This window comes from Simplicispira lacusdiani, from assembly GCF_003604195.1.
Lineage (GTDB): Bacteria > Pseudomonadota > Gammaproteobacteria > Burkholderiales > Burkholderiaceae_C > Simplicispira > Simplicispira lacusdiani.
This window is the reverse complement of sequence record NZ_QXGR01000003.1, coordinates 133756-159804: the sequence shown is the minus strand read 5'-3', so window position 1 is coordinate 159804 and position 26049 is coordinate 133756. Positions and strand designations below refer to the sequence as shown.

Below are 26049 nucleotides of genomic sequence, written 5' to 3'. Positions count from 1 at the left end.
GTAAACACTGGTATCCTGAAGCCGCTCACCCGATCCAAGCCACAACGCCGTTGAAAGAGGCCCCACCCAGGCCCCGGCGCATTTCCCCCGGCGCCAGAACCGCCGTGGGCAGGCTGGGGTGTTTTCATCCGTGATTCTCTGCAGGGAGACGGCTCAGGGCAGCCGGAAGATGCCCTGGAAGCCGTCATTCCACTCCGATGTGCTTTTAGGAGAGAAAGATGAACCGCTTCAAAATTTCCACGCGACTGACGGTCTTGTTGGCGATCTTGTGCTGCCTGGTGCTGCTGGTGGGCGGTGCGGGCATCTTCGGCATGGGGCAGTCGAATGCGGGCATGAAATCCGTGTACGAAGACCGGGTCGTGCCGCTCAAGCAGATCAAGACCGTGTCCGACATGTATGCCGTCAACGTGGTGGACACGGCGCACAAGGTGCGCGACGGCGCCTTGACCTTCCAGCAGGGCACGCAGCTGCTGGCGGCCGCGCGCAAGGAGATCCAGACCAACTGGTCCGCCTATCTGGCCACGGAACTGGTGCCCGAGGAAAAGCAGCTGGCGGAGCGGTTCAAGCAGCTGCAGGCCAAGGCCGATGCGGCCATCGGCACCCTGGAGTCCATGCTCGGCGCCGGGGACATGGGCGCGCTGACCGCCTATGCCGCCAAGGAGATGTACCCGGCCATCGACCCCTTGCAGGACGTGCTGGGCAAGCTCCTGCAGGTGCAACTGGACATGGCGCGCGCCGAATACGACCGGGGCCTGGCCACCTACCAGACCATCCGGGCCCTGGCGGTGGGCGCGGTGGTGGTGGGCGTGCTGATCGCGGTGCTGATGGGCGGCGCCATGATCCGCCAGATCGCGCGCGACCTGGGCAATGCGGTGCAGATCTCCGGCGCCGTGGCGCAGGGTGACCTCACGGTGCCTATCGAGGCGAAGGGGCGCGACGAGATCACCCAGTTGCTGGGCGGCCTGGCGTCCATGCGCGACAACCTGGCGCATGTGGTGTCGGGCGTGCGCAGCAACGCCGAGGGCGTGGCGTCGGCCAGCGCGCAGATCGCCTCGGCCAACCACGACCTGTCCAGCCGCACGGAGGAGCAAGCCAGCGCCCTGGAGGAGACGGCGGCGTCGATGGAGGAACTCAATGCCACGGTCAAGCAGAACGCCGACAACGCGCGCCAGGCCAACCAGTTGGCCCTGAGCGCGTCCGAGGTGGCGGGCCAGGGCGGCGCGGTGGTGGCCGAGGTGGTGGACACCATGAAGGGCATCAACGACAGCAGCAGCAAGATCGCCGACATCATCAGCGTGATCGACGGCATCGCGTTCCAGACCAACATTCTGGCGCTCAATGCGGCGGTGGAGGCGGCGCGCGCGGGCGAACAGGGCCGGGGCTTCGCCGTGGTGGCCAGCGAGGTGCGCAGCCTGGCCGGGCGCAGCGCCGAGGCGGCCAAGGAGATCAAGCAGCTCATCACCGACAGCGTGGAGCGCGTGGAGCAGGGCAGCGCGCTGGTGGACAAGGCCGGCGTGACCATGACCGAGGTTGTGACGGCAATCCGCCGCGTGACCGACATCATGGGCGAGATCAGCGCGGCCAGCAGCGAACAGAGCACGGGCGTTTCGCAGGTGGGCGAGGCCATCACGCAGATGGACCAGGTCACGCAACAGAACGCCGCGCTGGTGGAGGAAATGGCCGCCGCGGCGGGCAGCCTGAGCCACCAGGCCAAGGAGCTGGTGGGCGCGGTGTCGGTCTTCAAGCTGTCGCAACAGCAATCGAGTGCGCCCGCCGGCGGTGGTGGCCACAAGCCCGCGCGGCGGCAGGCCGCGCCGGGCAAGCCGCACACGGCAGCGCGCGCCCATGCCGCCTTGCCGGGGCGCCCGGCCCGGGCCGCTGGCGCGCCAGCGGAACCGGCCCCGGCGCGGGCGCAAGCGGCCACGGCCGGCAAGGACGATTGGGAAAGCTTCTGAGCGGGGGGGCTCAGGGCCCTGCGGGGCGGCGCAGCGGGCTGTGCGCCCGCAGGTGCTCCAGGTACTGCGCCATCCCTTGCGTCTCGCGCTGCAGGTAGCGGTCCACGGCGTCGGCGAAGGCCGGATGGGCCAGCCAGTGCGCGCTGCGCGTGGGCACGGGCAACAGGGCGCGGGCCATCTTGTGCTCGCCCTGGGCGCCGCCCTCGAAGCGCCGCACGCCGTGCTCGATGCACCACTGCAGCGGCTGGTAGTAGCAGGCCTCGAAATGCAGGCAGTCCACGCGCTCCAGCGCGCCCCAGTAGCGCCCGTAGGCCACGGATTCTGTATCTTTTGTGCCTCTATCGCCCGATGGATAAGCGTCAATAGCTATCAAACTGCTAGCAATCGGGCGGCCCTCGCGCTCGGCGATGAACAGCACCCAGGCCTCGGGCATGTGCGCCGCCATGCGCGTGAAGAAATCACGCGTGAGGTAGGGCGGATTGCCATGCTCCCAGTAGGTGTGGGCGTAGCAGCGGTAGAAGAAATCCCATTCGCCGGGGCCGATGTCCGTGCCCCGCAGCCAGCGGAACGTGACACCGGCCTCGGCCACGCGGCGGCGCTCCTGGCGAATTTTCTTGCGCTTCTCCTGGTTCAGGTGCTCCAGGAAGCCGTCGAAGCCACGGTAGCCCGAGTCGCTGCCGGGCGCGGCGTTCTTCCAGTGGAACTGCACGGTCTGGCGCTGCATCAGGCCAGCCTGCGCGCAGGCATCGAGATCTTCGTCGACGGCAAACAGCAGGTGCAGCGAGGAGACACCGGCCTCCTCGCACCACTGGCGCAGCGCCCGCACCAGGGCGCCCCGGGCCTGCGCATCCCGCGCCATCAGGCGCGTGCCCGGCACCGGCGTGAAAGGCACCGCCACCAGGGCCTTGGGGTAGTAGGGCAGGCCGTGCTCGGCATGGGCGTTGGCCCAGGCCCAGTCGAACACGTATTCGCCGTAGGAATGGCTTTTGAGGTACAGCGGACAGGCCGCCACCAGCGTGGCACCGTCCCACAGCGTGATGAACCGTGCCGTCCAGCCCGTGTCGGGGGTAGCGCTGCCGCTGGCCTCCAGGGCCGCTAGGTATTCGTGGCGCATGAAGGGCGTGGGGTGGGCTTGCCGGGCGAGCAGGCCGTTCCAGGCCGCCGCGTCGACCTCCTGCAAGGAGGTCGATACGCGGGTGATAATGGTGTTTTCAGCCATGTACCTCTCCCCGGCCCAGCGCCGGCCCGGCGGTTTTTTCTGCGGCCACGGCGGCCGGTTTCCATTCCATGACGCTTTCCATTTGCACAGCGCAGCTTGATTTTGTGGTGGGCGACCTGCCCGGAAATGTGCGCAGGATCGTCGATGCGGCGCGCCAGGCCCATGCCGCCGGTGCCGGACTGCTGTTGACTCCCGAGCTGGCCCTGTGCGGCTATGCGGCCGAGGACCTGTTCCTGCGCCCGGCTTTTCTCTCCGCCTGCGATGATGCCGTGAAGGCGGTGGCCCGCGAGACGGCGGGGCTGAAAGACCTCGTGATCGTGCTGGGCCATCCCCAGCGCGCCGCGCCGGATGCGCCGGCGTTCGCCCCCTGCCTGAACGCCGCCAGCGTGCTGCGCGACGGCCGCATCGAGCGTACCTACGCCAAGCGCGAACTGCCCAACTACCAGGTGTTCGACGAGCGCCGCTACTTCGTGCCGGGCCAGGAGCCCTGTGTGTTCGAGGTGCAGGGTGTGCGCGTGGGCCTGCTGATCTGCGAGGACGCCTGGCATGCGGGGCCCGCGCGCGACAGCGCCCAGGCGGGTGCCGAGCTGCTGGCCGTGATCAACGCCTCGCCCTTCCACATGGGCAAGAGCGCCGAGCGCGAGCAAACCATGCGCGACCGGGTGCGCGAAACCGGCCTGCCGCTGGTCTATGCCCACCTTGTCGGCGGTCAGGATGAGGTGGTGTTCGAGGGCCGTTCGTTCGCGCTCGATGCCCAGGGCAACGTGGCGGGACGGGCCCCTGGTTTTGAAGAAAAGCTGGTTTTCACGCAGGTGGATAAAGCGCCGGGCGCTATTAAAATGATAGCTGATGTGGCGCCCGAGCGCAGCCTGGAAGCCGACCTGTGGGACGCGCTGGTGCTGGGTGTTCGCGACTATGTGGGCAAGAACGGTTTTCCTGGCGTGCTGCTGGGCCTGTCGGGCGGCATCGATTCGGCGCTGGTGCTGGCCATCGCGGTCGATGCCCTGGGCGCCGCCAAGGTGCGCACGGTGATGATGCCCTCGCCCTACACGGCCGACATCAGCTGGATCGATGCGCGCGACATGGCCGAGCGCCTGGGCGTGCAGTACGACGAGATCGCTATCGCGCCGCAGTTTGAGGCCTTCAAGGCCGCGCTGGCGCCGCATTTCACCGGCCGCGCCGAGGACACCACCGAGGAGAACCTGCAGGCGCGCATCCGGGGCACACTGCTGATGGCGCTGTCGAACAAGTTCGGTGCCGTGGTGCTGACCACCGGCAACAAGAGCGAGCTGGCCACGGGCTACTGCACGCTTTACGGCGACATGGCGGGCGGCTTCGCGCCCATCAAGGACGTGGCCAAGACCACGGTGTTCGCGCTGGCGCGCTGGCGCAACGCCAACGATCCCTACGGCACGGGTGCCAACCCCATTCCCGAGCGCATCATCACGCGCCCTCCCAGCGCCGAGCTGCGCCCCGACCAGAAGGACCAGGACAGCCTGCCGCCCTACGAGGTGCTGGACGCCATCGTGGCGCGCTACATGGAGAACGATGAGCCGATCGAGGGCATCATCGCCGCCGGCTTCGAGCGCGCCGACGTCGAGCGCGTGACGCGGCTCATCAAGGTCAATGAATACAAGCGCCGCCAGGCGCCCGTGGGCATCCGCGTCACGCGCCGCAGTTTTGGCAAGGACTGGCGCTATCCCATCACCAGCCATTTCCGCGCCTGAATCCAGCGGCGGCCCCCCCCCCATTCGCAGCATCAAGGAGTACCCCACCATGAAAATGATCACCGCCGTCATCAAGCCCTTCAAGCTCGAAGAGGTCCGCGAGGCCCTGGCCGAGTGCGGCGTCACCGGCCTCACGGTCACCGAGGTCAAGGGCTTCGGCCGCCAGAAGGGGCACACCGAGCTCTACCGTGGCGCCGAGTACGTGGTGGACTTCCTGCCCAAGGTGAAGGTCGAGGTGGTGGTCAAGTCGGAAGACCTGGACCGCTGCGTCGACGCCATCGTCAACGTGGCCCGCACGGGCAAGATCGGCGACGGCAAGATCTTCGTCACGGCGGTCGAGCGCGTGGTGCGCATCCGTACCGGCGACCTGGACGAATCGGCCGTCTGAGGCTTCTGGCCCTGCGCGTCGTACCGCAGGGCGTCAGATCACCGTGCGCAGCGCTGGCCCGGGCGCCGCGCCTTGCGCCGCCTGCGCCAGGCGGCCGAGCAGCGCGGCGGCGTCGTCGCTGGCATCCACCAGGTCCATCTGCCACGGCCCCATGAAGCCCTGGGCCACGCTGCCGCGCAGGAAGGCCAGCAGGCCGTCGTAGTAGCCCGCCACGTTGAGCAGGCCGATGGGCTTGCCGTGGTAGCCCAGCTGGCGCCAGGTCCAGACCTCAAACAGTTCCTCGAACGTGCCGATGCCGCCGGGCAGCGCCAGGAAGGCGCCGCTGCGCTCGGCCATCAGGGCCTTGCGCTCGTGCATGGTCTGCACGATGTGCAGCTCGTCGCAATCATGGTTGGCGAACTCGCGGTCCACCAGCGACTGCGGAATCACCCCCACCACGCGCCCGCCCGCCTCGGCCGTGGCCCGCGCCACGGTGCCCATGAGGCCGCCGCTGCCGCCGCCGTAGACCAGCTGACCGCCGTGCTGGCCGATCCAGGCGCCCACGGCGCGCGCAGCATCGGCGAACAGCGGATTCTCGCCAGGGCGCGAGCCGCAGTAGACGCAGAGGGAAAAAGCGGGTTCAGCCATGCAAAAACCTTTGGTAGAGGGCCGCGCCCCAGACGCCCGCGCACAGCAGCAGGCTCAGCAGCACGGCGGCGCTGCCCATGTCCTTGGCGCGCTTGGAGAGTTCATGCCATTCGGGGCCGATGCGGTCGATGGCCGCCTCGATCCCCGTGTTGAGCAGTTCCACCACCATGAGCAGCACCACGGTGCCGGCCAGCAGGGCGGTTTCCACCCAGCCGCGGCCCAGCCAGAACGCGGCGGGCAGCAGCACCAGCGCGGCGATGGCTTCCTGGCGGAAGGCGGTTTCGCCCCAGGCCGTGCGCAGGCCCTGCAGCGAGTAGCCCGTGGCGTGCCACAGGCGTTGCAGGCCACTGCGGGCTTTCTGGGGGTTGGCGAAGGGGGTGGGGGAAGACATGCGGGTATTGTCGTGCAGCCTGCCAGCCGGGGGCGGCCCCGCTCAACCGCCAAGGGGTTCGGAATGCACCAGCCGCGTGCCGGCCAGCGCGTCATGCCAGAACTGCTGCTGCGGATGCAGCCGGCTGGCCAGCGCCCAGACGGCGACCCAACCGAACACGATCACGGCCACTTCGCCACCGGGCAGCGAGAACGGCGCCACGGCCACCAGCGGCGGCAGGAACCACAGCCAGCTCAGCACGTAGCGGCCCAGCGCGCGCGCCTGCGTCAGGGGGCGTCCGGCCGCGTCCACCACGCGGATGTGCCAGGTTTTCATGGCCAGGGTCTGGCCCTTGGCCCAGAACCAGGTGAAATAGATGCCAAAGACGACGAACAGGAAGGCCTGCAGGGCGTTGCGGTTGTCCAGGGCGTTGCGCGTTTGGCTCAGGGTGCCGAACAGGTAGCCAGCGATGAAGACCACGCCGAACATCAGCATGCCCTCATAGAGCCAGCAGGCCATGCGGCGCGCCAGCTTCGGTGCCTGCATCGAGGCCGGAGCCGGGGAAGCCGCCAGAGGTGGGGTCATGGTAGAGGGCGCGGGCATCTCGGGGGTCAGTTCAGGTAGGGGTTGGCCGGCAGGGCGTCCGATGGCGCCGTGGAGGCCGGCAGTGCCGGTGCGGACGCGGCGGCGGCCGGTGGAACAGCCGTCATGGGCGATGCCGGCATGCCCGTGGTATCCGGAGCTTCTGTCCGGCTTTCTGGCGCCGTGCCCGGCGCCGCGATCCGGGGAGCGGGGGCATGGGTGGCGGGGGGCGGCACCTTGGGAGGGTTGGCCGGATTGCCCGGGGCATTCAGGGCGGCCGGCACCTTGGCTAGCTTGCGTTGCGGAACGGGCTTGAGCGCCGTGGCCGCGCCTTGCGGCTTGACGGCGCCGGCCCGGGCGGCGAGCTTGCGCTTGTCCTCGTCGCTGAGGGCCTGGTAGGCATCCCATTGGCTGCGCTTGTCGTCCGGGGCGAGGCGGTTGGTGACGGCGAAGTTGAGCCGCGCCTGGTTGCGCTGCTGGGCACTCAGGCTGGCCCACTCCGTCATGCGGTCGTGCATCCGGGCCTGCTCCTCGGGGGGCAGGTTCGGGAAGGTCTGGGCCAGCGCCAGCCAGCGACGCTTCTGCAGCCCGCTGAGCAAGGCCCAGCGCTCGGCCAGGGGGTAGAGGGCGAGCTTTTGCGGTGTGTTGAGGGTTTCCCAGCCCGGTCCTTCGCGCTGGAAGGTGGGTGCATTTCCGTTCGGTCGGACATCCTTTGTGCCGGCCATGGGTTGGGGTGGGGTGTCGGCCGCCACCATGACCGTGCCCGGCGCCATGCGCACCTGCTGGACCACCAGATAACTGCCCATGGTCAGTGCGCCCAGCAACGCCAACGCCAGCACGATGGCTGGCGTGGAGCGGTGAGCGCGTGGAATGGTGGGCGCGGTGCCGGGTGCGTGCATGCAGGCTGGTGCCAGGGTCAATGGTCTTGCGCGCCGCCGGATTTCAGGAACTGGACGAACCCGGGGTCGGAGTAGGCGGCTGGTGGCAGGTCATCGGCCAGCAGCGCGGCATCCACTTCGGCCACCTCCAGGGCGCCGGCTTCGTCCAGGTCGAGGTTGACCACGACCAGTCCGGCCAGCAGCGCCATGATGGGAACGGCCGACAGCAGCGATTGCCACCAGCGCATGCCGCCGTTGCCGCCGCCCAGGGCCGCGCTGTGGCCCGCATGCACCAGCACCGGCGCGTGGCGAACGATGGCGACCGGTTTCTTGCGGCGGGCCAGGGCTTGCATGCGCGCGGCGCGCAGGCGCTCGGAGATGTCGTAGGGCAGGTCGCTGGCGCCATCCGACAGGCGTGCCGCGACGCGCTGGGCGAACCGGTCGGTGGCCTGCTCGGCGGTGTAGGGGGGCGAAGTGTTCATAGGTTGATTCCTTTGGCCTTCAGCGCCTTGCTGAGGGTCTGAATGGCGCGAAAGCAGTGGGTTTTGACACTGCCCTCCGAGCAGCCCATCGCGGCCGCCGTTTCCGCCACATCCATCTCTTCCCAGTAACGCATCAGGAACGCTTCCCGTTGACGCGGGGGCAGTTCCTGGATTTCAAACTCGATGTCGCGCAATGTCTGGCCACGCCGGACCGTGTCCTCCGCGCTCTGGGCCTGTTCGCCGCCGTCAGGGCCGCTCCAGGCTTCGAGCAGGTCGAAATCGCTGTCTTCGCCGCCGCCCTCGAAGTCGCTCATGTGCGAGAACAGGGCGTTGTGCGTCTTCTGGCGCCGGAACCAGTCCAGCGTGCAGTTGGACAGGATACGCTGGAACAGCATGGGCAACTCGTTCGCGGGCTTATCACCATAGTGCTCGGCCAGCCGCATCATGCTTTCCTGCACGATATCCAGGGCCGATTCCTCATTGCGCACGTGGTAGAGGGAGCGCTTGAAGGCGCGTTTCTCCACGCTTTTGAGGAAGTCCGAGAGTTCTTTTTCGGTGGCCAAGAGGTGACGGGCAGGAGGAGGGCAGCCCGGCTTGCGCTGCACCGGGTCGCGAAAACAGCGGCCGATTATGGCACTGGCGCGGTTTTTTTCCATGGGCCGCGCTTTTTCTTTGTTGCGGTGCGATAATGGTCGCCTGCATACATAAAAGCAAACGGGTCACGGTCCGGCGCGGCGATCTTCGCGTCCATGTCCCTGGCCTCAAGTTTCGAGCTGGCTTCACAAGAGCCCATGCAAGAAGCACCCAAGGTTTTTCGTCAGAGAAATTCACAAAGGTTCATCATGGAAATCACCAAGGCCGAAATCGCTTCGGCAGCCGCCGCGCACAATTCCTCCTCGCAAGAGCTCATGGGCTCGGAGATCCTCGTCAAGGCCCTCCAGGCCGAAGGCGTGCAATACATCTGGGGCTACCCTGGTGGCGCGGTTCTCTACATCTACGATGCCCTGTACAAGCAGGACACCATCCAGCATGTGCTGGTGCGCCACGAACAGGCCGCCGTGCACGCCGCCGACGGTTACGCCCGGGCCACGGGCGATGTCGGCGTGGCGCTGGTCACCTCGGGGCCTGGCGTCACCAATGCCATCACCGGCATCGCCACGGCGTACATGGACAGCATTCCCATGGTCATCATCACGGGGCAGGTGCCGACGGCGGCCATCGGCCTCGATGCCTTCCAGGAGTGCGACACCGTGGGCATCACGCGCCCCATCGTCAAGCACAACTTCCTGGTCAAGGATGCCCGCGACCTGGCCGTGACGCTGAAGAAGGCCTTCCACATCGCGCGCACCGGCCGTCCCGGCCCGGTCGTGGTGGACATTCCCAAGGATGTGTCCTTCAAGAAGGTGCCCTACGACGGCTACCCGCAGAGCGTCGAAATGCGCTCCTACAACCCGGTGCGCAAGGGCCATGGCGGTCAGATCCGCAAGGCCCTGAACCTGCTGCTGTCGGCCAAGCGCCCCTACATCTACACCGGCGGCGGCGTGCTGCTGGGCAACGCCACGCAAGAGCTGCGCACCCTGGTGGACATGCTGGGCTTCCCGGTCACCAACACGTTGATGGGCCTGGGCGCCTACCCCGCGTCCGATCGCAAGTTCCTGGGCATGCCAGGCATGCACGGCACGGTCGAGGCCAACAACGCCATGCAGAACTGCGACGTGCTGCTGGCCGTGGGCGCGCGCTTCGACGACCGCGTGATCGGCAACCCCAAGCATTTCGCGCAGAACGACCGCAAGATCATCCATGTCGACATCGACCCGTCGAGCATCTCGAAGCGCGTGAAGGTCGACATCCCGATCGTCGGCGACGTCAAGGACGTGCTGACCGAGCTGATCGCGATGATCCGCGAGACCAGCCAGCGCCCCGACGCCGGCGCCCTGGCCGCCTGGTGGGACACCATCGAGGGCTGGCGCGAGCGCCAATGCCTCAAGTACGACATGGGCAGCCCCGACGTCATCAAGCCGCAGTACGTGGTCGAGACGCTGTGGAACATGACCAAGGATGCCGACACCTACGTGACGTCCGACGTGGGCCAGCACCAGATGTGGGCCGCGCAGTACTACCGCTTTGACGAGCCGCGCCGCTGGATCAACTCCGGCGGCCTGGGCACCATGGGCGTGGGCATTCCCTACGCCATGGGCATCAAGCTGGCCAAGCCCAAGAGCGAGGTGTTCTGCATCACCGGCGAAGGCTCGGTGCAGATGAACATCCAGGAGCTGTCCACCTGCCTGCAGTACAACACGCCGATCAAGATCTGCGCGCTGAACAACCGCTACCTCGGCATGGTGCGCCAGTGGCAGGAGATCGAATACTCCGGCCGCTACAGCCACAGCTACATGGATGCGCTGCCCAACTTCGTCAAGCTGGCCGAGGCCTATGGCCATGTCGGCTTGCTGATCGAGCACGCCAAGGACGTGGAGCCCGCGCTGCGCGAGGCGCGCAAGCTCAAGGACCGCACCGTGTTCCTGGACTTCCGCACCGACCCCACCGAAAACGTGTTCCCGATGGTGCAGGCCGGCAAGGGCCTGACGGAAATGCTGCTGGGGTCGGAAGACCTTTAAGCGAAATTGGCCTCCAGCGCTTGTACAGAAAGCGCTGGTAGCTATCAATACGATAGCTTTTTATTGACGAATCTATTGCCTGCCAAGCCCGCGCATTACCGTGCGCGGGGGAGGGCAGCGAGAAGAGGAATCTGATCCCATGAAACACATCATTGCCGTTTTGCTGGAAAACGAGGCCGGTGCCCTTTCCCGCGTGGTGGGCCTGTTCTCGGCCCGTGGCTACAACATCGAGTCGCTCACCGTGGCGCCCACCGAGGATGCATCGCTTTCGCGCATGACCATCCAGACCACGGGCTCGGACGACGTGATCGAGCAGATCACCAAGCACCTGAACCGCCTCATCGAAGTCGTGAAGGTGGTCGACCTCACCGAAGGCTCCTACACCGAGCGCGAGCTCATGATGGTGAAGGTGCGCGCCGTGGGCAAGGAGCGCGAGGAGATGAAGCGCATGGCCGACATCTTCCGCGGCCGCATCATCGACGTCACCGAGAAGAGCTACACCATCGAGCTGACCGGCGACCAGTCCAAGAACGAAGCCTTCCTGCAGGCCATCGACCGCACGGCCATCCTCGAAACCGTGCGCACGGGCGCCAGCGGCATCGGCCGAGGCGAGCGCATCCTGCGCGTGTGACGGATCGGCCTTCGACCGGCTGGCGTGGTTGGGGAGTTTTGCCGTGCCACAGCACTGTCTGCGGCTCCCCGCCTAGCCATCCGGCCGAATCCCCATCCTATGTAAGACAATCCCTGTTTTCCAGTTTCCAACCCCATACGAATTTCAACCGGAGCGACCATGAAAGTTTTCTACGACAAAGACTGTGACCTGAGCCTGATCAAGGGCAAGACCGTGGCCATCATCGGCTACGGCTCGCAAGGCCACGCCCATGCTCAGAACCTGAACGACAGCGGCGTCAAGGTCGTGGTCGGCCTGCGCAAGGGCGGCGCCTCGTGGGACAAGGTCGGCAAGGCCGGCCTGACGGTCATGGAAGTCAACGACGCCGTGAAGGCCGCCGACGTGGTCATGATCCTGCTGCCCGACGAGCAGATCGCCGAGGTGTACACCAACAACGTGGCGCCCAACATCAAGCAAGGCGCTTCGCTGGCGTTCGCCCACGGCTTCAACGTGCACTACAACCAGGTCGTGCCCCGCGCCGACCTGGATGTGTGGATGGTGGCCCCCAAGGCCCCTGGCCACACCGTGCGCAACACCTATACGCAAGGTGGCGGCGTGCCCCACCTCGTGGCCGTGCACCAGGACAAGTCCGGCAAGGCCCGTGACCTGGCCCTGAGCTACGCCATGGCCAATGGTGGCGGCAAGGCCGGCATCATCGAGACCAACTTCAAGGAAGAGACCGAGACCGATCTGTTCGGTGAGCAGGCCGTGCTGTGCGGTGGCGCCGTCGAGCTGATCAAGATGGGCTACGAAACCCTGGTCGAAGCCGGCTACGCCCCCGAGATGGCCTACTTCGAGTGCCTGCACGAGCTCAAGCTCATCGTGGACCTGATCTACGAAGGCGGCATCGCCAACATGAACTACTCGATCTCGAACAACGCCGAGTTCGGCGAGTACGTGACCGGCCCCGAAGTCATCAACGAGCAGTCGCGCGCCGCCATGCGCAATGCCCTCAAGCGCATCCAGAACGGCGACTACGCCAAGATGTTCATCCAGGAAGGCCGCCTGAACTACCCCTCGATGACGGCCCGCCGCCGCAACACCGCCGACCACAGCATCGAAGTGGTGGGTGCCCAGCTGCGCGCCATGATGCCCTGGATCGCCAAGAACAAGCTGGTCGACCAGACCCGCAACTGAGCCCCGGAGGCCCGGTTCCTGCAAAGGCCACTTCGGTGGCTTTTGTCTTTTCTGGACGCCGGCTCCCGGGAGAGGTGTCGGGCGCGGCTACACTGCCATGCTCCGGCAGGATATGCCTGCTATTGTTTTCATAGCTACTTGCGCATGATGGATATGCGCTGGAGACTAATTTAATGCATGACGGCGAAGAATCGGCCGCCGAAGAAGGCGTGGTGGTGCGCAAGCGGCGCAAGGGCATTTACATCCTGCCCAATCTGTTCACGTTGGCGGCATTGTTCGGCGGCTTCTACGCCATCGTCATGGCCATGAACGGGCGCTTCGACATGGCGGCCATCGGCGTGTTCTGCGCCATGGTGCTCGACAGCCTGGATGGCCGCGTGGCCCGCATGACCAACACGCAGAGCGCGTTCGGCGAGCAGATGGATTCGCTCTCGGACATGGTGTCCTTCGGCGCCGCGCCCGCGCTCATCGCCTATGTCTGGGCGCTCAGCGGCCTGGGCCGCTGGGGCTGGATCGCCGCCTTCGTCTATTGCGCCTGCGCTGCGCTGCGCCTGGCGCGCTTCAATGTGAACACCGGCGTGGTGGACAAGCGCTACTTCCAGGGCCTGCCTTCGCCGGCGGCGGCGGCCCTGGTGGCGGGCTTCATCTGGCTCATGACCGAGCTGGGCGTGCAACGCGGCCAGGACCACTGGCTGACCTGGACCCAGGTGACCTGGACCATGTTCGGCTTCACGCTCTACGCGGGCCTGACCATGGTGACCAACGTGCCCTTCTACAGCTTCAAGGACGTGCAGATGAAGAAGAGCGTGCCGTTCGCGGTCATCGTGCTGATCGCGCTGGGCATCGCCGTCATCAACATCCACCCGCCCATCGTGCTGTTTGGCGTGTTCGTGATGTATGGGCTCAGCGGCTATGCCGTCTATGCCTGGCGCAAGTCGCGCGGGCAGCACACCAGTGTCATCAGCACCTCCACCGACGAGCCCGACGAACGCGGTTTGCACAAGTGAGCAGGCCTTGGCCGCACCGCCCCGGAATTTGTGCTACATTGCACCGCATGAAATCGTTTGCACTGGCCCTACTGCTATCCTCCCACGGGCGGAGACAGTAAAGCGCGCGCGCACACTTTTTCCACACAGGCCCGTCTGCACTCGCAACGGGCCTTTTGTTTTGGGCGCCAGGATTGCCGTTGCGGGCCACCCCCACCACCAGGAACCAGGAGAAACCACATGGCTGACAAATTGATCATTTTCGACACCACCTTGCGCGATGGCGAGCAATCGCCGGGTGCCTCGATGACGCGCGACGAGAAGCTGCGCATCGCCCGTCAGTTGGAGCGCCTGAAGGTGGACGTGATCGAGGCCGGTTTCGCCGCCAGTTCCAACGGCGATTTCGAGGCCGTCCAGCTGATCGCCAACACGATCAAGGATTCCACCATCTGCTCGCTTTCGCGCGCCAACGACCGCGATATCGCCCGCGCCGCCGAGGCCCTCAAGGGCGCCAACCGCGCGCGCATCCACACCTTCATCGCCACCAGCCCTCTCCACATGGAGAAGAAGCTGCGCATGACGCCCGAGCAGGTGCTGGAGCAGGCCAAGCAGTCGGTGCGTTTCGCGCGCAATCTGGTGGGCGACATTGAATTCAGCCCCGAGGACGGCTACCGCAGCGAGGTCGATTTCCTCTGCCGCGTGCTCGAAGCCGTGATCGACGAGGGCGCCACCACCATCAACGTGCCCGACACCGTGGGCTACGCAGTGCCCGAGCTGTACGGCAACTTCATCAAGACCCTGCGCGAGCGCATTCCCAACAGTGACAAGGCCATCTGGTCCGTGCATTGCCACAACGACCTCGGCATGGCCGTGGCCAACTCGCTCGCCGGCGTGAAGATCGGCGGTGCGCGCCAGGTGGAATGCACCATCAACGGCCTGGGCGAGCGTGCCGGCAACTGCTCGCTCGAAGAGGTTGTCATGGCCGTCAAGACGCGGCGCGACTATTTCGGCCTGGACGTGGGCATCGACACCCAGCACATCGTGGCGGCCAGCCGCATGGTGAGCCAGACCACGGGCTTCGTGGTGCAGCCGAACAAGGCCGTGGTGGGAGCGAATGCCTTCGCCCACGCCAGCGGCATCCACCAGGACGGCGTGCTCAAGGCGCGCGACACCTACGAGATCATGCGCGCCGAGGATGTGGGCTGGAGCGCCAACAAGATCGTTCTGGGCAAGCTCAGCGGTCGCAATGCCTTCAAGCAGCGCTTGCAGGACCTCGGCGTGAGCCTGGAGAGCGAAGCCGACACCAACGCGGCGTTCGCGCGCTTCAAGGAGCTGGCCGATCGCAAGAGCGAAATCTTCGATGAGGACATCCTTGCGTTGGTGAGTGACGAGAGCGTGCATGGCGAAAGCGACCAATACCACTTTGTCTCCCTCGCGCAACACAGCGAAACGGGCGAGCGCCCGCATGCCAGCGTGGTCTTCACGGCCAACGGCAAGGAAGTGCGGGGCGAGTCTGACGGCAATGGCCCGGTGGACGCCTCGCTCAAGGCGATCGAGTCGCATGTGAAGAGCGGTGCCGAGATGGTGCTGTACTCGGTGAACGCCATCAGCGGCTCGACCGAAAGCCAGGGCGAGGTGACGGTGCGCCTGCAGAACAGCGGCCGGGTCGTCAACGGGGTGGGCGCCGATCCCGATATCGTGGTGGCATCCGCCAAGGCATACCTCAGTGCGCTCAACAAGCTCCAGAGCAAGGCGGACCGGGTCGCGGCGCAGGGTTGAGCATGTTGCGGCGGGATGTCCGATAATCTCGCCTACTTTGTTTGAAACATCGCGCAAGGTCTTGATCTTGCGCGATTTTTTTTATGAGCCTACACTGTGACACAATTGTTGCCGCCTGGAGACGCACCTTGATCCCTTACCGTTCCATGACTGCACTGCGCTTGTTCATTCAAACTTGTGTCATCGCTTTCGCTGGCTTTGCCATCGTTTCGCAGGCGGCCCATGCGGCGCCCCGAAAACAGTCCCAGGATAAGAAGCAGCAGGTCGTGGCCAAACGTGCCGTCGCAAAGCCTGTAAGCGCGTCCCGCAAGGCCGTGGTGCGTGCCAAGCCTTCGAGGACCATTGCCGTGTCGGCCCGCGCGCCCGTGCGTTCTGGCGCCGCCAAGGCCTCGTTTGGTGAACTGGCGGGATTGCACCTCCAAAACGACCCCCTGGATCTCAAGTCCAGCGTAGCCCTGGTGGTTGACCAGGACACGAATGAAGTGCTGCTGAGCAAGAACGACCACGCGGTGCTGCCGATCGCATCGCTGACCAAGCTCATGACCGGTCTGATCATCAGCGAATCGGGTCTGTCCATGGACGAGACCGTCACCATCACGGAAGAAGACATCGATACGGAAAAGGGCAGCCGCTCTCGGTTGGCGATCGGCACCACGCTGAGCCGGCGCGAGATGCTGCACCTGGCACTCATGTCCAGCGAGAACCGTGCGGCCAATGCCCTGGGGCGGACTTATCCAGGTGGTCTGAAGACATTCGTGGCGCTGATGAATGCCAAGGCCAAGCAGTTGGGCATGGCGGATACCCGCTATGTGGAGCCCACGGGATTGTCCAGCCAGAACCAGTCAAGTGCCCGTGATCTGGCGGTGCTGGTCAATGTGGCGCACAGCGATCCCGTGCTGCGCGAGTTCTCGACCTCGCCTGGTTATGAGGTGGCCGTGGGCCACAGGACCCTGCAGTACAACAATACCAATCAGCTTGTGAAGAACCCGAGCTGGGATATTGGGTTGCAAAAAACAGGCTACATCTCTGAGGCGGGCCGTTGCCTAGTGATGCAGACGCAGATTGCTGGCCGCAAGCTCATCATGGTGTTCCTGGATTCCGCCGGCAAGCTCAGCCGCATCGGGGATGCGGTGCGTGTACGCCACTGGGTTGAATCGATGCCCGGAGCGGTCGCAGGCAAGGGCTGAATCCACGGGCCCGGTCTCGGCTGCGCGCTTCTGGTGGGGTGTGGTTCTTTCCGCCGTGGCGCGAAAGAGGGGGGCTGAAACCACGCGATCATGGCGTGGCGCTACCGGGTAAAAATGTGGAGTAGGCCGTAGTCAGCGCACGGGCAGGGACAGCGCGCCACGCGGTGTCCCTTCAGGGGGAGCTTTATAGCCCAGGGCAGCGGAGATCTCGTGCGCAGCGGCCTGCAGTTTGGACAGCCAGCCTTCATCCAGACGGTCTCCTGGAGCCGAGATCGACAGTCCAGCCACCAGCCGGGCCTGATCATCGTAGACGCCGGCCGCCATGCACCGCACACCAAGCTCCAGTTCCTCGTTGTCGCGCGCCACGCCCGATTGCCGGACCTTGGAAAGTTCGCGTTCCAGAACGGGAAGCTGCGTGATGCTGTTGCGTGTGTGTCCTGCCAGCCCGGTGCGCATGGCATAGGCACGAACGCGCTGGGCGTCGTCGGCAGCCAGGAAGAGCTTGCCTGTCGATGTCAGGTGCAAGGGCGCGCGGCCGCCGATGGCGCGCACCACCTGCATGCCCGAGCGCTCGCTGTAGGCGCGTTCGACGTAAATGATCTCATCGCCCTGGCGCATGCTCAGGTTCACGGGTTGCTGGATCAGTTTGTGCAATTCCCGCATGGGGTTCAGTGCTGCGTCACGCACGCTCAGGCGGGCCTTGACCAGATTGCCGAGCTCCAGCAGGCGCATGCCCAGGCGGTAGCTACCGGATTCGGGGCGGTCCACGAAGCGGCCGATGGTCAAATCGTTCAGGATACGGTGCGTCGTCGAGGGATGCAGCCCCGTCCGTTCGCTGATCTCCTTCAGCGAGATCGCTTCTTCACGCGAGGCGAGGACATCGATCAGCGCGAACATGCGTTCAATCACCTGGACGCTGGGTTTTGCGGGAAGATCCTGATCGGTTTTTTTCATGGGCAACAGGCTTGCAGTGGTGACTGCATTTTATCTGGTGAAATCATGAGTCTGCACACCAACAGGGGCACAGACCTTGTTCCAGTGCTCGTCCACCAGTACTTCGTGGGGAAAGAAGCGGGCTTTGTAGCTCATTTTGGGGCTGGTCTCGATCCAATACCCCAGGTAGACATGGGGCAGGCCCAGTTCGCGGGCCTGCTGGATCTGCCACAGGATGTTGTAGGTGCCATAGCTGCAGCGGGGATCGGGTTCGTAGAAGGTGTAGACGGCAGACAGGCCATCGTCGAGCACATCAAGGATGGACACCATGCGCAAGGCGCCCGGGGCTCCGTTGGCATCGGCTTCGCGGAATTCCACCAAGCGTGAGTTCACGCGGCTTTGCAACAGGAACTGCGTGTACTGGTCCACGCTGTCGTGGTCCATGCCGCCGCCGGCATGTCGGCCGTTCTGGTAGCGCAGGTACAACTGATAGTGTTCTGGCACGAAGCTGGGGCGCAGCACGCGGGCCTGGAGGTTGGCGTGGCGTTTCAGGGTGCGGCGCTGGCTGCGGTCCGGGGTGAATTCAGACGCAAGAACCCTCAGTGCGGTGCAGGCGCGGCAACCGTCGCAATATGGGCGGTAGGTGAACATGCCGCTGCGGCGGAAACCCTGGGACACGAGCTGGGAGTATGTGTCGCTGCGTACCAGATGGCTGGGCGTGGCCACCTGCGAACGAGCCTGTCTGCTTGGCAGGTAGCTGCACGGATAGGGGGCCGTGGCGTAAAACTGCAGTGTCTGTAACGGTAGGTCGTTGAGCTGCGTCATGCCGAAGAGACTTGAGGAGGCAGTAGCTCATTCCAGTATACGGGGTTGAATGCCCAGTGCAGCGGAGCCTCGGAGGTTGCATCGGTCACATGGCGTAGAAAGTCGGCACGGCTGATTTCATGCGCCCCGAGCGAGGCCAGATGGGTGGTGTTCTGCTGGCAGTCAATGAGCTGGACTCCTTGGTTTTTGCACAGGCAGACCAGCGCCGCCAGCGCGATCTTGGAGGCGTCCGGAACATGGGCGAACATGGATTCACCAAAGACCGCGTGCCCGAGTCCGATGCAGTAGAGCCCACCGGCAAGTTGGCCGTCAATCCAGGTTTCTATGCTGTGCGCATGGCCGGCCGCATGCAGCGCGCCGTAGGCCGCCACCATTTCCGCGACGATCCATGTGCCATTCTGGCCTTTGCGCTCCTTGCCGGCGCAGGCCGAGATCACGGCGTGAAAGTCGTGGTCCACGCGAATTTCGCAGCCCGGGCTGGCACGAAATTTCAGCAGCGTCTTGCGCAGCGACCGGTGCAGGCGGAACCGGCGGGGTTCGAGCACCATGCGCGGATCAGGGGACCACCATAGGATGGGCTGCCCCGTGCTGAACCATGGAAAGATGCCCCGGCGGTAGGCCTCCTGCAGATGTGCAACATCCAGTTGGCTGCCAGCCGCCAGCAGGCCGGGGGCGGGGGTTTCCGGTCCCCAGGCGCGCAGAGGCGGGGGAAACGGATCATCAGCTTCCAGCCAGGGCAGATGAGGGGGCATGAAAAAGGTCAAGGGAGGGAAGCAGCAGCCATTGTGAGCTATGCGCAGCATTCGCAATAGCCAGAAAAAAAGCCCCGCACAGAGGTGTGCGGGGCTTGCGCTTCTTGGCTCCTCGACCTGGGCTCGAACCAGGGACCTACGGATTAACAGTCCGGCGCTCTACCGACTGAGCTATCGAGGAATGATCGGTAAATGGTCAAAACCCGCGCATATGGCGCGCAGGGAATAAATATGAATTCTGGCTCCTCGACCTGGGCTCGAACCAGGGACCTACGGATTAACAGTCCGGCGCTCTACCGACTGAGCTATCGAGGAACAAGCCTTGCATTATATACACAAAAAGGCAGCAAAGCCAAAGTTGGTGGGCTGGATCAGTCGGGCTCCGGGCGCAGCCATAGCCAAACCAGCACGCAGGACATGAAGGTGCAGGCCATGGCTGCCATCCAGAGTTTTGGGGCCGTGAAATACAGAATGACGGCGCACACGGCCATCATGATGGTGGCATTCCATTTGGAGCGCCGGCCGACACGGCCGCCATTGGCCCAGTCGCGCAGCATGATGCCGAATAGTGGGTGGTACCACAGCCACTCGTGCAAGCGTGGCGAGCAGCGCGCTGCCGCCCAGGCTGCAAGCAGGATGAACACCGTGGTCGGGAGGCCGGGCACGAAAACCCCCACGACACCTAGCGCCAGGCACAGGACGGCAAAGGCCTGCAGAGCCCAGCGCAAAAGGAGCGGCAAAGGGCGATGCACCGGGGGCGGCGCAGGTCGTGGGGCGGCTGCCTGGGAGGCCGGCTGGCCGGCAGTGGGGTCCATGGTGTGGGGTTTCTGGCTCGGGTGTGGCCGCATTTTGCATGCATGGGGGTATTGCGCGGGAAGAAAATAAACCTTCTTGCAGTGCCGTTATGCTGGCGCACTCGACTGCCTCTCCATATGAATGGGCAGAGTCGTTCCCTATTGCCGCTTGTCCGGCTTGACTGCTCCCTTGCTGAAACCATGGCCATACACACCATCTTGAAAATGGGCGATCCGCGCCTGTGGCGCGCTGTGCGCCCCGTCACGGAGTTCGATACCGATGCGTTGCGCCAACTCGTGGCAGACATGTACGACACCATGCGTGCGGCCAAGGGTGCGGGGCTGGCGGCTCCGCAGATTGGCGTGGACCTGCAGGTGGTGGTTTTTGGCTCGAACGAGCACAATCCGCGCTACCCGGATCGTCCGCTGGTGCCCGCGACGGTGCTGATCAATCCTGTGATCACTCCCATCGGGGTCGAGGAGGATCTGGATTGGGAGGGCTGCCTTTCTGTCCCTGGCTTGCGCGGACGGGTGCCACGCTGGCGGCGTATCCGCTATACCGGTTTCGATCTGCAAGGGCGCCCAGTCGATCGGGTGGCGGAGGGTTTTCATGCCCGTGTCGTGCAGCATGAATGTGACCACTTGGCCGGTATCCTTTATCCGATGCGCATGCGCGATTTCACGCAGTTCGGGTTCACCGAGGTGCTTTTTCCCGGCATGGACCCGGATCAGGACGACTGAGGGCCTACTGGGTCCAATGCCTCTCGCTCGCCATCGGTGAATAGCCGCGATCCGGTGGTGAAGCAGACACCCTCCGGTCCTTCCAGCGAGAATGTGCCACCGCTGCCTGGGGTGACGCCGATGATGAGTTGGCTGTTCTGCCAGTACTCGTATTGCGCTGCACTGATATAAAACGGGCAGCCACCGATCTGACCGATCTGGAGGTCATGGCGGCTCGGGGTTAATTCCCCCACCAAGTAGCACATTGGCGAACTGCCGTCGCAGCAACCATGCGATTGGTAGAACATCAGTGCGGCGCCGTGTTGGGCCTTGAGACGATCGATCAGTTCCAGTGCATCAGGCGTGGCCACGACGCGTTCGACCATGGTGCCTCTCCTGTGTGCGGTAGGGGAAAGAAGGGCGGCACGGTGGGCCGCCCTTCATCGCTCAGGATATCCGCTCGCTCAGAAGAAGCCCAATGCCTTGGGGCTGTAGCTCACCAGCAGGTTCTTGGTCTGCTGGTAGTGGTCGAGCATGACCTTGTGGGTCTCGCGACCAATGCCCGATTCCTTGTAGCCGCCGAAGGCCGCGTGGGCGGGGTAGGCGTGGTAGCAGTTGGTCCAGACGCGGCCGGCCTGGATGGCGCGGCCCATGCGGTAGGCGGTGCTGCCGTCGCGTGACCAGACTCCTGCACCCAGGCCGTAGAGTGTGTCATTGGCGATGGCCAGGGCCTCGGCCTCGTCCTTGAAGGTGGTCACGGCCAGCACCGGGCCGAAGATCTCCTCTTGGAAGATGCGCATCTTGTTGTGGCCTTTGAACAAAGTCGGCTGGATGTAGTAGCCGCCCGCCAGGTCGCCGGGCAGGTGGGCGCGATCGCCACCCACGAGCACCTGGGCGCCTTCTTCCTTGCCCAGGGCCAGGTAGGTCTCGATCTTCTTCATTTGTTCGAGGGAGGCCTGCGCGCCCATCATGCTTTCGGTGTCGAGCGGGCTGCCGTGCTTGATGGCACGGACCCGCGCCAGTGCACGCTCCATGAACTTGTCATAGACCGATTCCTGGATCAGCGCGCGTGATGGGCAGGTGCAGACCTCGCCCTGATTGAAGGCGAACAGCACCAGACCCTCGATGGCCTTGTCGAAGAAATCATCGTCGGCATTGGCCACGTCGGCGAAGAAGATGTTGGGCGACTTTCCGCCCAGTTCCAGCGTCGCCGGGATCAGGTTGTTGGCGGCGGCCTGGGCGATGACCTTGCCGGTGGCCGTGGAGCCGGTGAAGGCGATCTTGGCGATGCGGCGGCTCGACGCCAGGGGCATGCCGGCCTCGCGGCCGTAGCCGTTGACGATGTTGACCACGCCGGGCGGCAGCAGGTCAGCGATCAGCTCGATCAGCACCAGGATGGACACGGGTGTCGATTCCGCAGGCTTGAGCACCACGCAGTTGCCGGCCGCCAGGGCGGGGGCTAGCTTCCAGGCGGCCATCAGGATGGGGAAGTTCCAGGGAATGATCTGCCCGACCACGCCCAGCGGTTCATGGAAGTGGTAGGCGATGGTGTCGCCGTCGATCTCGCTCAGGCTGCCTTCCTGCGAGCGCAGGCAGCCGGCGAAGTAGCGGAAGTGGTCCACGGTGAGCGGAATGTCGGCATTCAGCGTCTCGCGGATGGCCTTGCCGTTGTCCACTGTCTCGGCGTAGGCGAGCATTTCCAGGTTCTGCTCGATGCGGTCGGCGATCTTGAGCAGGATGTTGGCGCGGTCGGCCGCCGGTGTGCGCGCCCATTTGGCCGAGGCCGCATGGGCGGCGTCCAGGGCCAGTTCGATGTCTTCGGCCGTGGACCGTGCTGCCTGCGTATAGGGCTTGCCCGTGATGGGCGTGAGCACGTCGAAATACCCGCCCTTGACCGGCGCAACGAACTTGCCGCCAATGAAGTTGTCGTAGCGCGGCTTGTAGGCGACTTTGGCGTTGGGGGAACCGGGGGGGGCGTACAGCATGTCTTGTCTCCTGTGAGTGGTGTATTTCGATCATGAATCCGCGCTCAGGTGAACGCGGGCTTCGGTCGGTGCATCTGCACGATGCATGCCAGGCTAGCCGTCCCTGGCTTGAGCGGGAAATGCCCCAGGAACCGGCCGCATGGGTGGATTCGGGCTGTATCGTTGTGCCAGCCGCCGATACAGGTTGTGCCAAAACGGGACAGCGAAGCGGGTTTTTCGGCTGAAATGGTCCGTGCCGCTGGCGCACAATGTGCCAATCGCCACATGCCGCCGTGGCGCTGCCGGAGATGGCGCACCCATCCCGCGCTCTGAACCATCAGGAGACAACGGCCATGCCCCCTTCCATCCTCCAGGAGCGCCCGGTGCCCAGCCTGCTGCGCCAGGCTCGGCGCCAGTTGGTGAGCAGCGGCAATCTGCCGCCCGATCTGATCCTTCCGGAACTTACGCAGTCCTGGATGCGCTGCTGGAGCGCGGGCCTGCAGCCTTATGGCCGCATGCCCGGCGCGCCCCATGCTTCGGGGGCGCAGCTGGCGCGGGCGCTGGAGGTACAGCGTGAACTGGTGGCCCACGCGCGGCCGGTGATGGAATTCCTGCTCGACCAGACCCGCGAAACCGACAGCATGGTCGTGCTGGCCGGGGCGGACGGCATGCTGCTGCACGCCTCCGGCGATCCGCATTTCGTCAGTCGGGCCGAGCGCGTGGCGCTGCGGCCGGGTGCCACCTGGCATGAGCAGTACCGTGGTACCAACGCCATCGGCACGGCGCTGACGGACGACCGGGCGCTCGTGGTTCACGCCGACGAGCATTTCCTGGAACGCAACGGTTTCCTGACCTGCGCGGCCGCGCCCATCCATGCGCCCGATGGCCGTCTGCTGGGTGCGCTCGACGTATCAGGTGACTACCGGGGTTACCACCGTCACACCCTGGGACTGGTGCGGTCCGCGGCGCGGATGATTGAGCATCGGCTCTTCGAGACGCGGCATGACCTGCGCCATTGGGGTGGCGTGCGGCTGCGGCTGCATGCACAGCCCGAGGGCCTGGGCACTGTGACAGAGGGTCTGCTGGCCGTGCGCGAGGACGGTCTGCTGGTGGGGGCCAGTGCCACGGCCCTGGACCTGCTGGGACTGACCTGGAGCGACCTGCAGCAGGCATATCTCGAAGCGGTGCTGGTCGAGCCGCTCGACCAGTTGCTGGACTGGTGCCAGCGCTCGGCGTTCATTCCCCGGGTGGTCCACACGGCATCGGGCCAGGCGGTGTGGCTGCGGGTGGAAATGGGACGCTCGTCCCATGTCCTGCATCGTTCGGTGCCGCAGGCGCCGATGGTGGCGGCTCGTGCCGACGCGTTGGCGGTGCTGGACACGGGTGACACGGTGTTGCAGGCCGCCATTGCGCGGGCGCGCAAAGTCATGGGCAAGCCAATCCCCCTGTTGCTCCAGGGTGAGTCCGGCGTGGGCAAGGAGGTGTTCGCGCGGGCCGTGCACGACAGCGGACCGCGCAGCGAGCAGGCATTCGTGGCAGTCAACTGCGCGGCCTTGCCCGAGAACCTGATCGAGGCCGAGCTGTTCGGCTACCAGGGGGGCGCCTTCACCGGCGCACGCCGCGAGGGCGCACAGGGGCGTATCCGCGAGGCCCATGGCGGCACGTTGTTTCTCGACGAGATCGGTGACATGCCGTTGCTGTTGCAGGCCCGCCTGCTGCGTGTCTTGCAGGATCGCGAGGTCGTGCCCCTGGGGGGCGGCAAGCCGGTGCCGGTGGATTTCGCCCTGGTGTGTGCCACGCACCGGCAGCTGCCGCAGGAAATGCAGGCGGGGCGTTTCCGCGAAGATCTGTATTACCGCCTCAACGGTTTGACGTTGCAATTGCCCGCGTTGCGTGAGCGCTCGGATTTTGACCATCTAGTGGCCCGCCAATTGCACGGGCTCGTGCACGAACGGGCTCTCGCCATCGCTCCCGCGCTGCTGGATTGCCTGCGCAGGTATCGCTGGCCGGGCAATGTGCGCCAACTGGCCAATGCGTTGCGGACCGCCTGCGCGCTGCTGGATGATGATGAATCCGTGATTGACTGGCACCACCTGCCGGACGATCTGGCGCAGGCGCTGCGATCAGAAGATGCGTCGGCCGCAGGGGGAGTGGAACCCGGCCCTGCGGATGCCGCCAGCGACCTGCGCGCACTGTCGCGCCAGACCATTGCCCGGACGGTGAGCGCCTGCGCTGGCAATCTTTCGGAAGCCGCGCGCAGCCTGGGCATCAGCCGCAACACGCTCTACCGCAAGCTGCGCGACATGCGGAGCGGTTGAAGGGCTCAGGCCTTCTCGTGCGGTGCGAACAGATCCCACACCGCCATGAACAGCGCGGCGATCACCGGGCCGATCATGAAGCCGTTCAGGCCAAATAGCGCCATGCCGCCGAGAGTGGAGATCAGCACGACGTAGTCGGGCATCTTGGTGTCCTTGCCGACGAGGATGGGGCGCAGGATATTGTCCACTAGCCCGATCACGCCCACGCCGAAGGCCGTGAGCACGACCGCCTGCCACACGGCGCCCGTGGCCAGGAAGTAAACGGCCACCGGCCCCCAGATAAGACCGGCACCCACGGCCGGCAGCAAGGACAGGAAGGCCATCAGCACGCCCCAGAGCACGGGGCCCTGGATGCCCAGGGCCCAGAAGATGAGCCCGCCCAACAGCCCCTGCGTGGCGGCCACCATCAGGTTGCCTTTCAGCGTGGCGCGGATCACGGTGGCGAACTTGGCGGACAGGTTGCGCTTGTGCTCCTCGTCCAGCGGTATGGCGTGGCGGATGCGCGCGGCCAGGGTGGAACCATCACGCAGCAGGAAGAACAGCAGGTACAGCATGACGCCGAAGCTGACCAGGAACTGGAGCGTGTTCTGGCCGATGTTCAGTGCCCGGGTGGCGATGATCTGGCTGGCCTGCACCGCGACTGTCGAGAGTTTGTGCTGCAGGGCGGCGACGCTGGTGAGTTCCATGCGGTCCAGCAGGCTGACGGCCCAGGCGGGTAGCACGGCGATGACTTGCTGGAAATATGCGCCGAAATCGATCTGGCCCGAACGCAGGCGGTCATAGATGTGGGTGGCTTCCTGGGCCAGCGAGGCGGCGATCAGCGTCATGGGCAGGATCACGACGACCAGGCACAGCAGCAGGGTGGACAACGCTGCCAGGTTCGGTTTGCCGGGCATCCGCAGCAGCAGTTGGCGGTGCAGGGGCTTGAAAAGAATGGCCAGGGCCATTCCCCAGAAGACGGCCTCGTAGAACGGCCACAGGATGGCGGCAAACGCCACGGAGACGGCAACCAGCAGAAGCAGGAAGGTGCGTTGCTGCAAAGTGGAAGAGGGCATGGGAGTGCTGGGGCTGGACGATGCCCAGAATGTACGCGACGGCCGCGCCATGCCAGATGCCTCTCATCGGGTGGGCTGTTGGC

At 65.2% G+C, this 26049-nt stretch carries 26 protein-coding genes and 2 tRNA genes; 11 read left to right on the top strand and 17 right to left on the bottom strand.

From position 1 onward, the window contains the following. Positions 1-218 precede the first annotated feature (218 nt). Positions 219-1955: a methyl-accepting chemotaxis protein gene (locus tag D8S75_RS05265; protein WP_119964903.1), complete on the top strand. Its 1737-nt coding sequence runs from the start codon at positions 219-221 to the stop codon at positions 1953-1955. 10 nt (positions 1956-1965) lie between these two features. Here the strand turns inward: D8S75_RS05265 and D8S75_RS05260 are convergent, their stop codons facing one another. Further along, positions 1966-3174: a GNAT family N-acetyltransferase gene (locus D8S75_RS05260; protein ID WP_119964902.1), complete on the bottom strand. Its 1209-nt coding sequence runs from the start codon at positions 3172-3174 to the stop codon at positions 1966-1968. Between the two features lie 68 nt (positions 3175-3242). Between D8S75_RS05260 and D8S75_RS05255 the strand changes: the two genes are divergently transcribed. Continuing rightward, the gene (locus D8S75_RS05255) at positions 3243-4901 is read left to right on the top strand and encodes an NAD+ synthase (RefSeq protein WP_119964901.1); all 1659 of its coding nucleotides are present in this window, start codon (positions 3243-3245) and stop codon (positions 4899-4901) included. Between the two features lie 49 nt (positions 4902-4950). Continuing rightward, positions 4951-5289, top strand: a complete 339-nt coding sequence (locus D8S75_RS05250) for a P-II family nitrogen regulator (RefSeq protein WP_119964900.1) — start codon at positions 4951-4953, stop codon at positions 5287-5289. A gap of 33 nt (positions 5290-5322) precedes the next feature. Here the strand turns inward: D8S75_RS05250 and D8S75_RS05245 are convergent, their stop codons facing one another. From D8S75_RS05245 to D8S75_RS17855, 7 genes are all read right to left on the bottom strand, one after another. Beyond that, entirely contained in the window at positions 5323-5916 is a 594-nt protein-coding gene (locus D8S75_RS05245; RefSeq protein WP_119964899.1) for a TIGR00730 family Rossman fold protein, read from the bottom strand. Further along, positions 5909-6307, bottom strand: coding sequence for a diacylglycerol kinase (locus D8S75_RS05240; RefSeq protein ID WP_119964898.1), 399 nt, complete (start codon positions 6305-6307; stop codon positions 5909-5911). The genes D8S75_RS05245 and D8S75_RS05240 overlap by 8 nt, the downstream gene beginning before the upstream one ends. Positions 6308-6349: 42 nt before the next feature. After that, a complete protein-coding gene (locus D8S75_RS05235) occupies positions 6350-6871 on the bottom strand; it encodes an RDD family protein (RefSeq protein ID WP_119964897.1) in 522 nt (173 codons plus the stop codon). Positions 6872-6897: 26 nt separating this feature from the next. Further along, the gene (locus D8S75_RS05230) at positions 6898-7767 is read right to left on the bottom strand and encodes a DUF3106 domain-containing protein (RefSeq protein ID WP_119964896.1); all 870 of its coding nucleotides are present in this window, start codon (positions 7765-7767) and stop codon (positions 6898-6900) included. 17 nt (positions 7768-7784) lie between these two features. Further along, on the bottom strand, positions 7785-8228 hold the full coding sequence (locus D8S75_RS05225; RefSeq protein WP_119964895.1) for a DUF3619 family protein: 444 nt from the start codon (positions 8226-8228) through the stop codon (positions 7785-7787). Further along, positions 8225-8791, bottom strand: a complete 567-nt coding sequence (locus tag D8S75_RS05220) for an RNA polymerase sigma factor (RefSeq protein ID WP_119964894.1) — start codon at positions 8789-8791, stop codon at positions 8225-8227. The genes D8S75_RS05225 and D8S75_RS05220 overlap by 4 nt, the downstream gene beginning before the upstream one ends. A 65-nt stretch (positions 8792-8856) precedes the next feature. Beyond that, entirely contained in the window at positions 8857-8979 is a 123-nt protein-coding gene (locus D8S75_RS17855) for a hypothetical protein (RefSeq protein ID WP_269813992.1), read from the bottom strand. A gap of 91 nt (positions 8980-9070) precedes the next feature. Between D8S75_RS17855 and D8S75_RS05215 the strand changes: the two genes are divergently transcribed. The 6 genes from D8S75_RS05215 to pbpG all read left to right on the top strand — a co-directional run bounded on the left by D8S75_RS05215 (position 9071) and on the right by pbpG (position 16605). Further along, positions 9071-10846: an acetolactate synthase 3 catalytic subunit gene (locus D8S75_RS05215; RefSeq protein ID WP_119964893.1), complete on the top strand. Its 1776-nt coding sequence runs from the start codon at positions 9071-9073 to the stop codon at positions 10844-10846. A gap of 139 nt (positions 10847-10985) precedes the next feature. Beyond that, positions 10986-11477, top strand: a complete 492-nt coding sequence (gene ilvN / locus D8S75_RS05210; RefSeq protein WP_119964892.1) for an acetolactate synthase small subunit — start codon at positions 10986-10988, stop codon at positions 11475-11477. Between the two features lie 159 nt (positions 11478-11636). Then, positions 11637-12653 carry a ketol-acid reductoisomerase gene (gene ilvC, locus D8S75_RS05205; protein WP_005796248.1) on the top strand — a complete coding sequence of 339 codons (1017 nt, stop codon included), beginning with the start codon at positions 11637-11639 and terminating at the stop codon, positions 12651-12653. A gap of 173 nt (positions 12654-12826) precedes the next feature. Next, positions 12827-13660 (top strand): CDP-diacylglycerol--serine O-phosphatidyltransferase, encoded by an 834-nt coding sequence (gene pssA, locus D8S75_RS05200; protein WP_119964891.1) that lies wholly within the window; start codon positions 12827-12829, stop codon positions 13658-13660. Between the two features lie 219 nt (positions 13661-13879). Then, on the top strand, positions 13880-15418 hold the full coding sequence (locus D8S75_RS05195; RefSeq protein ID WP_119964890.1) for a 2-isopropylmalate synthase: 1539 nt from the start codon (positions 13880-13882) through the stop codon (positions 15416-15418). Between the two features lie 131 nt (positions 15419-15549). Beyond that, entirely contained in the window at positions 15550-16605 is a 1056-nt protein-coding gene (gene pbpG / locus D8S75_RS05190) for a D-alanyl-D-alanine endopeptidase (RefSeq protein ID WP_370807409.1), read from the top strand. A gap of 132 nt (positions 16606-16737) precedes the next feature. On the opposite strand, the gene D8S75_RS05185 is transcribed toward pbpG, so the two are convergent. From D8S75_RS05185 to D8S75_RS05160, 6 genes are all read right to left on the bottom strand, one after another. Further along, positions 16738-17559, bottom strand: coding sequence for an IclR family transcriptional regulator (locus D8S75_RS05185; RefSeq protein ID WP_119964888.1), 822 nt, complete (start codon positions 17557-17559; stop codon positions 16738-16740). Between the two features lie 30 nt (positions 17560-17589). Continuing rightward, positions 17590-18363: an arginyltransferase gene (locus tag D8S75_RS05180; RefSeq protein ID WP_119964887.1), complete on the bottom strand. Its 774-nt coding sequence runs from the start codon at positions 18361-18363 to the stop codon at positions 17590-17592. Continuing rightward, entirely contained in the window at positions 18360-19115 is a 756-nt protein-coding gene (aat, locus tag D8S75_RS05175; protein ID WP_119965109.1) for a leucyl/phenylalanyl-tRNA--protein transferase, read from the bottom strand. Before aat ends, D8S75_RS05180 begins: the two co-directional genes overlap by 4 nt. Before the next feature lie 105 nt (positions 19116-19220). After that, a tRNA-Asn gene (locus D8S75_RS05170) sits at positions 19221-19296 on the bottom strand. A 58-nt stretch (positions 19297-19354) separates the two neighbouring features. Beyond that, positions 19355-19430 (bottom strand) — tRNA-Asn (locus tag D8S75_RS05165). 56 nt (positions 19431-19486) lie between these two features. Next, the gene (locus D8S75_RS05160; RefSeq protein WP_119964886.1) at positions 19487-19930 is read right to left on the bottom strand and encodes a YbaN family protein; all 444 of its coding nucleotides are present in this window, start codon (positions 19928-19930) and stop codon (positions 19487-19489) included. Between the two features lie 180 nt (positions 19931-20110). On the opposite strand from D8S75_RS05160, the gene def reads away from it, so the two are divergent. After that, complete coding sequence (gene def / locus D8S75_RS05155; RefSeq protein ID WP_119964885.1) at positions 20111-20650, top strand: peptide deformylase; 540 nt, start codon at positions 20111-20113, stop codon at positions 20648-20650. Here the strand turns inward: def and D8S75_RS05150 are convergent. Next, a complete protein-coding gene (locus D8S75_RS05150; RefSeq protein ID WP_119964884.1) occupies positions 20638-21015 on the bottom strand; it encodes a DUF779 domain-containing protein in 378 nt (125 codons plus the stop codon). The genes def and D8S75_RS05150 overlap by 13 nt on opposite strands. 78 nt (positions 21016-21093) lie before the next feature. After that, complete coding sequence (gene adh / locus D8S75_RS05145; RefSeq protein ID WP_119964883.1) at positions 21094-22614, bottom strand: aldehyde dehydrogenase; 1521 nt, start codon at positions 22612-22614, stop codon at positions 21094-21096. Between the two features lie 332 nt (positions 22615-22946). Here adh and D8S75_RS05140 point away from each other — a divergent pair, with 332 nt between their 5' ends. Then, a complete protein-coding gene (locus tag D8S75_RS05140) occupies positions 22947-24911 on the top strand; it encodes a sigma-54-dependent Fis family transcriptional regulator (RefSeq protein ID WP_119965107.1) in 1965 nt (654 codons plus the stop codon). 5 nt (positions 24912-24916) lie between these two features. On the opposite strand, the gene D8S75_RS05135 is transcribed toward D8S75_RS05140, so the two are convergent. After that, positions 24917-25966 (bottom strand): AI-2E family transporter, encoded by a 1050-nt coding sequence (locus D8S75_RS05135; RefSeq protein WP_119964882.1) that lies wholly within the window; start codon positions 25964-25966, stop codon positions 24917-24919. Positions 25967-26049 lie beyond the last annotated feature (83 nt).

What these genes read in the sequence shown, in the direction of transcription:
- D8S75_RS05160 (WP_119964886.1), bottom strand. Translation starts at nt 19,930, where the DNA reads ATGGACCCCACTGCCGGCCAGCCGGCCTCCCAGGCAGCCGCCCCACGA.
- D8S75_RS05185 (WP_119964888.1), bottom strand. Translation starts at nt 17,559, where the DNA reads ATGAAAAAAACCGATCAGGATCTTCCCGCAAAACCCAGCGTCCAGGTG.
- D8S75_RS05195 (WP_119964890.1), top strand. Translation starts at nt 13,880, where the DNA reads ATGGCTGACAAATTGATCATTTTCGACACCACCTTGCGCGATGGCGAG.
- D8S75_RS05250 (WP_119964900.1), top strand. Translation starts at nt 4,951, where the DNA reads ATGAAAATGATCACCGCCGTCATCAAGCCCTTCAAGCTCGAAGAGGTC.
- aat (WP_119965109.1), bottom strand. Translation starts at nt 19,115, where the DNA reads ATGCCCCCTCATCTGCCCTGGCTGGAAGCTGATGATCCGTTTCCCCCG.
- def (WP_119964885.1), top strand. Translation starts at nt 20,111, where the DNA reads ATGGCCATACACACCATCTTGAAAATGGGCGATCCGCGCCTGTGGCGC.
- D8S75_RS05180 (WP_119964887.1), bottom strand. Translation starts at nt 18,363, where the DNA reads ATGACGCAGCTCAACGACCTACCGTTACAGACACTGCAGTTTTACGCC.
- D8S75_RS05235 (WP_119964897.1), bottom strand. Translation starts at nt 6,871, where the DNA reads ATGACCCCACCTCTGGCGGCTTCCCCGGCTCCGGCCTCGATGCAGGCA.
- D8S75_RS05240 (WP_119964898.1), bottom strand. Translation starts at nt 6,307, where the DNA reads ATGTCTTCCCCCACCCCCTTCGCCAACCCCCAGAAAGCCCGCAGTGGC.
- D8S75_RS05150 (WP_119964884.1), bottom strand. Translation starts at nt 21,015, where the DNA reads ATGGTCGAACGCGTCGTGGCCACGCCTGATGCACTGGAACTGATCGAT.
- D8S75_RS05245 (WP_119964899.1), bottom strand. Translation starts at nt 5,916, where the DNA reads ATGGCTGAACCCGCTTTTTCCCTCTGCGTCTACTGCGGCTCGCGCCCT.
- D8S75_RS17855 (WP_269813992.1), bottom strand. Translation starts at nt 8,979, where the DNA reads ATGGACGCGAAGATCGCCGCGCCGGACCGTGACCCGTTTGCTTTTATG.
- D8S75_RS05225 (WP_119964895.1), bottom strand. Translation starts at nt 8,228, where the DNA reads ATGAACACTTCGCCCCCCTACACCGCCGAGCAGGCCACCGACCGGTTC.
- D8S75_RS05140 (WP_119965107.1), top strand. Translation starts at nt 22,947, where the DNA reads ATGCCCCCTTCCATCCTCCAGGAGCGCCCGGTGCCCAGCCTGCTGCGC.
- adh (WP_119964883.1), bottom strand. Translation starts at nt 22,614, where the DNA reads ATGCTGTACGCCCCCCCCGGTTCCCCCAACGCCAAAGTCGCCTACAAG.
- ilvC (WP_005796248.1), top strand. Translation starts at nt 11,637, where the DNA reads ATGAAAGTTTTCTACGACAAAGACTGTGACCTGAGCCTGATCAAGGGC.
- D8S75_RS05255 (WP_119964901.1), top strand. Translation starts at nt 3,243, where the DNA reads ATGACGCTTTCCATTTGCACAGCGCAGCTTGATTTTGTGGTGGGCGAC.
- D8S75_RS05230 (WP_119964896.1), bottom strand. Translation starts at nt 7,767, where the DNA reads ATGCACGCACCCGGCACCGCGCCCACCATTCCACGCGCTCACCGCTCC.
- ilvN (WP_119964892.1), top strand. Translation starts at nt 10,986, where the DNA reads ATGAAACACATCATTGCCGTTTTGCTGGAAAACGAGGCCGGTGCCCTT.
- D8S75_RS05265 (WP_119964903.1), top strand. Translation starts at nt 219, where the DNA reads ATGAACCGCTTCAAAATTTCCACGCGACTGACGGTCTTGTTGGCGATC.
- D8S75_RS05215 (WP_119964893.1), top strand. Translation starts at nt 9,071, where the DNA reads ATGGAAATCACCAAGGCCGAAATCGCTTCGGCAGCCGCCGCGCACAAT.
- pssA (WP_119964891.1), top strand. Translation starts at nt 12,827, where the DNA reads ATGCATGACGGCGAAGAATCGGCCGCCGAAGAAGGCGTGGTGGTGCGC.
- D8S75_RS05260 (WP_119964902.1), bottom strand. Translation starts at nt 3,174, where the DNA reads ATGGCTGAAAACACCATTATCACCCGCGTATCGACCTCCTTGCAGGAG.
- D8S75_RS05135 (WP_119964882.1), bottom strand. Translation starts at nt 25,966, where the DNA reads ATGCCCTCTTCCACTTTGCAGCAACGCACCTTCCTGCTTCTGCTGGTT.